6 protein-coding genes are annotated in these 4,315 nt (G+C 27.2%); all 6 read right to left on the bottom strand.

The annotated features are described in order from the left end of the window. Positions 1 to 236 (bottom strand): hypothetical protein (locus tag F7018_RS00030; protein ID WP_150897930.1); only part of this gene is annotated, 236 nt, incomplete at its 3' end. A 171-nt stretch (positions 237 to 407) separates the two neighbouring features. Then, positions 408 to 932 (bottom strand): hypothetical protein, encoded by a 525-nt coding sequence (locus F7018_RS00025; protein WP_150897929.1) that lies wholly within the window; start codon positions 930 to 932, stop codon positions 408 to 410. Between the two features lie 495 nt (positions 933 to 1,427). Beyond that, the gene (locus F7018_RS00020) at positions 1,428 to 1,943 is read right to left on the bottom strand and encodes a hypothetical protein (protein WP_150897928.1); all 516 of its coding nucleotides are present in this window, start codon (positions 1,941 to 1,943) and stop codon (positions 1,428 to 1,430) included. A 104-nt stretch (positions 1,944 to 2,047) separates the two neighbouring features. Beyond that, positions 2,048 to 2,731 carry a hypothetical protein gene (locus F7018_RS00015; RefSeq protein ID WP_150897927.1) on the bottom strand — a complete coding sequence of 228 codons (684 nt, stop codon included), beginning with the start codon at positions 2,729 to 2,731 and terminating at the stop codon, positions 2,048 to 2,050. 99 nt (positions 2,732 to 2,830) lie between these two features. Then, positions 2,831 to 3,598, bottom strand: coding sequence for a hypothetical protein (locus F7018_RS00010; protein ID WP_150897926.1), 768 nt, complete (start codon positions 3,596 to 3,598; stop codon positions 2,831 to 2,833). A 113-nt stretch (positions 3,599 to 3,711) separates the two neighbouring features. Continuing rightward, positions 3,712 to 4,173 carry a hypothetical protein gene (locus tag F7018_RS00005; protein ID WP_150897925.1) on the bottom strand — a complete coding sequence of 154 codons (462 nt, stop codon included), beginning with the start codon at positions 4,171 to 4,173 and terminating at the stop codon, positions 3,712 to 3,714. Positions 4,174 to 4,315: the final 142 nt, after the last annotated feature.

The raw sequence follows: 4,315 nt of genomic DNA, 5'->3' as shown, positions 1-4,315 counted from the left end.
TCCAATTCTTTTGTCAAATAGTAATTTCCTTTTACTGATTCGTCTTTTTCTTTTACTAATAATTTTGACAAATGTTCAAACTCCCAATTCCGATTTTTAAATATTCTATTCGGAAGATTATCGAATTTGAGCATTCCAATTAGAAAATGATAAGATGAAATGTAATTCCAACCTAATTCAATTGCGGATTCTCTACTATAGATTGATAGTTGTTCAAATTCCTTACTGTGCTTCATTTCTCAAAATATTATCATAATTTGTTTATATACGGAATGTTGTTCTTGTTGCTTACCTAAAATGTCTAGGTAAGCTTGGTTGAGGTGTTTTGTTGAGGAGCAATTATAATCGTCAGTTATGAGGTTAAAGTTATGCTTTTTCACTTGTACATTGTTTTATGTTGGCTTTTTTTACCAATCAAGTTGTAAAGCTTCTTCAGAACCAGGTTCTACTTTCAATTCCTCTTTACAATACTGAATGGTTTTAATTATTATTTCATTTATTTCTCCAAAATTTTCAATTCGTTTTCCCTCAAAGGTTGGTGTTACATCAAGGTTTGAGTTTATTAAGTGAAATGTTTTTTCAAACATTTTAGCCGTTTTTGGGTCGTTTCCTAAAACGCGATAAGTTATTCGAATAGCATCGAAGGGTCCTTGATTGTGATAAACTTCTTCACCATTTATTATTGGAAATAGCCAAATTTTGACATCATCTCCAACTTCTGTTTTATTCCTGATTCCGAAATAGTCATCAACTTGTTCAAATTCTAATTCAGCAAGTTTTTCAAATTCTCTACTATTATGAGGTTGGTTGGGATTCTCAAATCCAACAATTAAAAATAAATCTCCGAAAGTCGGTTTGTCAGAATTAAATTCAAAGTCTATTCTAATTCCCTCGTGTGCCAGAACTTCGAAGTTCAAGTTTTGTATTTCCATTTTCTATTTTTTCTTTCCACCGTTACAGCCTGCAAGTCCAAAAATCAATATTAAAATTATTAGTCTGTTTATTTTTTCAGCTTGCACACAACTTGTTTATATGCGGAATATTGTTCCTGTTATTTGTTTTATGTGTTTGGCTAAGCAGAGCTTTAGGTGTTTTGTGGTTATATATTGTTAGCAAACGTTTTTTATCCAAATATCATTTTAACATAATGAATTATTACAATAATCAGTGCAATAACTAATGCAGATACAAAAAAATTAAAAGATATATCCTTTTTATAATATTCAATTTTATTTTTTCTGTTAAACAAAAGCCATCTTATATATGCTCCAGGATAATTTAAAATCAAAGCTAGTATTACCTTAATTATGATGTCCATATATTAAAAAATTGCATATCGTATTCAAATTTTGTCCAATTGTTAGTTTGTGTAAATGTTTTGACTAAGCTGCGTTTTAATGCAGTTTAGGTGTTGTTGTGTACTGTATTTATTTCGAGTAATTTTTTTCTTTAATTATATTTCCACAACTATCATAAGTAAACCATTTGCCAATTTTTTTGTTATTACATTTCTTTCCTGTTTTGTATCGATAGATTTCACCTTTATACTCCATATAATCTGTATATTCTTTTGTGATTTCAAGTAATTGATTATCGGTATAATCAATTTTTAAAGTAACAATCTCTGTAATGATGTTTCCATCTAAATCAAAAAATTTATAACTCAGGTAGTTTCCGTATTTATCAAATAAAGACTCTGTTCTTTTTATTCCTTTTCTATTGAATTGCTCATGTACTCCTGTTAACAGTTTGTATTCAGTATTGTTATGTATTAATTTAATGGTTTTTTTTCTCTCCTTTAGTTTTCCATTCTTCCATTTCAATTCAACTTTAGAGGAATCTACAATCTTAAAATTATTGGCAATAGCCATATAACTTTCGGTATGTTGAGAAAAAGAAAGTTTTGTGAAAATTATGAAGCAAAATATTATTACTTTTTTCATGCGTTAAATGCTTTACAACTTGTTTATATGCGGAATATTGTTTTTGGTATTTGTTTAATATGTTTGGCTAAGCGGAACTTTAGGTGTTTTGTGTTTATATATTGTTAGCAACCATTTTTATTAATAAATTCTATTACAGGAAACATAGGTTGCCAAATTTTATTTAGTTGCTCAGTTCTTTCTGCGAATTTTATATCTGAAATTCCTGCTTTTTTCATTTTATTTTTAAATCTTTCCGAAACGTACTCTCCTGAAGAGTATAAAGGAATCTTGAAAAAATCAATTTCAAAATCAAAGTTTTTTCCAAAAACTACTTTTTTGACTTCAAAAGAAAAACTTTGATCGGAGCTTGATTTATTTTCAGTAATTAGTTCAAGTTTTTGTTGGTGGGATAGAATTTTTATTCTTTCCTTAGTTTTATTATTAATGGCATATATTTCACTTTTCTCAAAGTCAATCCAATCATAGCATTGAATAGTATATTCTTCTGAAAAATTCAAATGATAATATTCATAAGATTTATTTTTTTTAAAAATGCCGAATAGTTTTTCTTTTCTAAGTACAACAACTTTTGTTAAATCATATTTTATTGTTTTGCTGTCTTTAAAAATATTTAAAGCTTTTTCGTTGAGGATATAGTCGTTTAGAGAAAATAAGATATCATTAAGCCTATTAAAGTCATTGTCATCATACATTTTATAAGTTGGAATATTTTTTCCATTTACTTCTTTATATTCAATATCCTCAATAGCTCCTGAATCATCAATATGGAATGTATAGTAGGTCATTTTTGTCAAATATTTGTTAACTTATTTGTATGTGTAATATTGTTCCTGTTATTTGTTGAATGTGTTTGGCTTGGTAGATGTTTATAGATGTTTTGTAGGCTATAGTTTTATTTCTTTCAAATTATTAAAATCAACAGAATCTGTTTCTACAGTTTTATAAGCTCTATAAATTTTTACAATTTTTGTCTTTCTTAATTTTTCTAAGATGGTGTCAATTTTTGACTGAGGTATTTCTTTATCTATAAATAGAGAGTAGTAAATATTCATTCTAATCCATTGTTCAACCGAGAATCTTTCAGAATGCGAACTATTGTATTCATTCATAAAGTAAGGACTTAAGTCAAGGAGAATTTCATTCAAATCATTTTCTAAATTTTCCAAGTTATTAGAATACTCAGTTTTTGCCTTTACTATTCCATTTTTGTTTTCTATAAAAACTTTAATACCATATTTGTTTTCGGTTCTTTGAAAGTTAGAATTTGGATTTTTATCTAAGTTTATAGTTACATTATTTTTCTTAAATATAAGGTCAGTAAAACTCTCAGCCTTTATGAATTTAAATACAGGTATTGAGTCTATTTCTGATTGAATAAATAAAGTATCATTATTCAATTTGTATTTTAAGGAATGACTCTTAATAGAATCGTTAAAGACATTTTTAAATTCAACTTTAATTTCTTTTTCATCAGCTTTCCACTTTGCTTTTGTAAACGTTAATTCCGAAATATTTAAGGAGTCTTTAGTAAATTCAAGTTTACCAAACTCTCTAATTTCATACCATTTTCCAAATAACTTCTTTTCGTCTTTATTTCTTCCACAAGAAAATAGAAATATTGAGGCTAATAAAATTGTAAATAATGATTTCATTCTGTAATTATAGCAAAGATTACCTAAACCATTAGTGTGACTTAAGTTGTTGTTTCTCGATTAATTAATAATTTTAGTAATTCTGATGGATTTGGAAGTAATTGAACTGGTTATTATTTATATTGATACTTATTCCGCCAAATATTTTCTCCTTTCAAAAAGTCAATCAATATTTCGGTCATTTGTTCAACTGTTTTTATTTGCTTGTCTATTAGAATATGATCATCGTCTGTTACAAATCCAGATGTTAATCCGTCATCTTTTAAACTTCCACTTACGTGCAAAGCTTTATAGTTTTTTCCATTCTCATCTTCTAATTGAACAATGTGAAATTTATTCCAATTGATAGAATTCATAGTGCTTTTTATTAATTCTACCGTAGCTTTTTCGGATATAGTTTCTGTTTTTTCACCATAGTCATAAGAAACGGTGAGTTTTAAATCTCGTTTTTCTTGTCGTATTTCTCTTATGCTTTCAGCTTTTTCGAGTTTGGTTGGATTCCGTTTTGAATTATTTTTAATCAAAACAACGATCGTTAATAAAGCTATAATTGGAATTATTATGTAGGTGTTCATTATTTTCATAGTTGTTTTATACAACTTAAAATAGCAATTAAATTTTTTAAGTATTCGAATATAGCTAAAAAAAAGGATTTGGTTCTACTTTTAGAAGTGGGCGAGAACAAGCAATTATTTGTGGGTATTGTTAGCGGTTGTT

The organism is Tenacibaculum aiptasiae, assembly GCF_008806755.1.
GTDB classification, from domain to species: Bacteria; Bacteroidota; Bacteroidia; order Flavobacteriales; family Flavobacteriaceae; genus Polaribacter; species Polaribacter aiptasiae.
The sequence above is the reverse complement of the archived record's forward strand: the minus strand, read 5'-3'. Positions and strand labels throughout refer to the sequence as shown.

Excerpts from the sequence above, each read along its gene's own strand:
- F7018_RS00025 (WP_150897929.1), bottom strand. The coding sequence starts at position 932 with ATGGAAATACAAAACTTGAACTTCGAAGTTCTGGCACACGAGGGAATT.
- F7018_RS00020 (WP_150897928.1), bottom strand. The coding sequence starts at position 1,943 with ATGAAAAAAGTAATAATATTTTGCTTCATAATTTTCACAAAACTTTCT.
- F7018_RS00015 (WP_150897927.1), bottom strand. The coding sequence starts at position 2,731 with ATGACCTACTATACATTCCATATTGATGATTCAGGAGCTATTGAGGAT.
- F7018_RS00010 (WP_150897926.1), bottom strand. The coding sequence starts at position 3,598 with ATGAAATCATTATTTACAATTTTATTAGCCTCAATATTTCTATTTTCT.
- F7018_RS00005 (WP_150897925.1), bottom strand. The coding sequence starts at position 4,173 with ATGAACACCTACATAATAATTCCAATTATAGCTTTATTAACGATCGTT.